Origin of the sequence: Desulfosarcina cetonica JCM 12296 (assembly GCF_001311845.1) — a bacterium.
GTDB lineage: Bacteria > Desulfobacterota > Desulfobacteria > Desulfobacterales > Desulfosarcinaceae > Desulfosarcina > Desulfosarcina cetonica.
Genome location: NZ_BBCC01000480.1, coordinates 1 through 1,048, shown reverse-complemented (window position 1 = coordinate 1,048; position 1,048 = coordinate 1). Strand labels below are relative to the sequence as shown.

At 65.6% G+C, this 1,048-nt stretch carries 2 protein-coding genes; both read left to right on the top strand.

The annotated features are described in order from the left end of the window. Positions 1-459 (top strand): nickel pincer cofactor biosynthesis protein LarB (gene larB / locus JCM12296_RS35105; protein ID WP_157068214.1); only part of this gene is annotated, 459 nt, incomplete at its 5' end. A gap of 65 nt (positions 460-524) precedes the next feature. Continuing rightward, on the top strand, positions 525-1,048 hold a 524-nt coding region (gene larC / locus JCM12296_RS35100), incomplete at its 3' end, for a nickel pincer cofactor biosynthesis protein LarC (protein WP_157068213.1).

The window sequence follows — 1,048 nt, the reverse complement described above, 5'->3', positions numbered from 1 at the left end:
GTGGTGTGTGCCGGCACGTCGGACGTCCCTGTGGCCGAAGAGGCCGCGGTGACCGCGGCCACCCTGGGCAACCGGGTCGACCGGCTTTACGATGTCGGCGTGGCCGGCATCCACCGCTTGCTCAACCGCTGTGAGGATTTGTTCAAGGCCAACGTGGCCATCGTCATCGCCGGCATGGAAGGCGCCCTGGCCAGCGTGGTGGGCGGCTTGGTCGCCTGTCCGGTGATCGGCGTGCCCACCAGCGTGGGCTACGGCGCCAGTTTCGGTGGCCTGGCGGCGCTTTTAAGCATGCTTAACAGTTGCGCCTCGGGAGTGTCCGTGGTGAACATTGATAATGGTTTCGGCGCCGCCTACCAGGCCAGCCTGATCAACCGGCTGGCCGCCGGCGGTACCGCCGAAGCAGCCTGCCCTTCGGCCAAGGACGAAGCCGATCCGTCCACCATGCCCACGACCGGTTGAGCGCCAGCCCCGCGAAGGCTTCTCTCCGTCCATGCTTCTTCTCCAACGAAAGCGAAACGATCACGATGAAAACGGCTTATTTTGACTGCTTTTCGGGTGCCAGCGGCGACATGATTCTGGGCGCGCTCCTGGATGCCGGCCTGGAGCTGGATGTGTTGAAGGCCGAGCTGGACAAACTCGGGTTGAGCCATTTTGCGGTGGACCGGCGCCGCGTGGTCAAGCGCGGCATCGGCGGCAGCCAGGCCCTGGTGACGGTGGACGCCCGGCATCATCGTCAGCATCACCGCCGTCTCGTCGATATCACCGCCCTGATCGACGGTAGCACCCTGGATCCGGCCGTCAAACGCGACAGCCTGCGGATTTTTCGGCGGCTGGCCGAAGCCGAAGCCAAGGTGCATGACACTACCGTGGAACGCATCCATTTTCACGAGGTGGGCGCCATGGATGCCATCATCGATGTCGTTGGCGGCGTGGTCGGGCTGCATGCCCTGGGGATCGCACGTATCGTCTGCTCGCCCCTGCATGTGGGCAGCGGGACCGTCGACTGCGCCCATGGCACCCTGCCGGTGCCCGCCCCGGCCACGGCCGA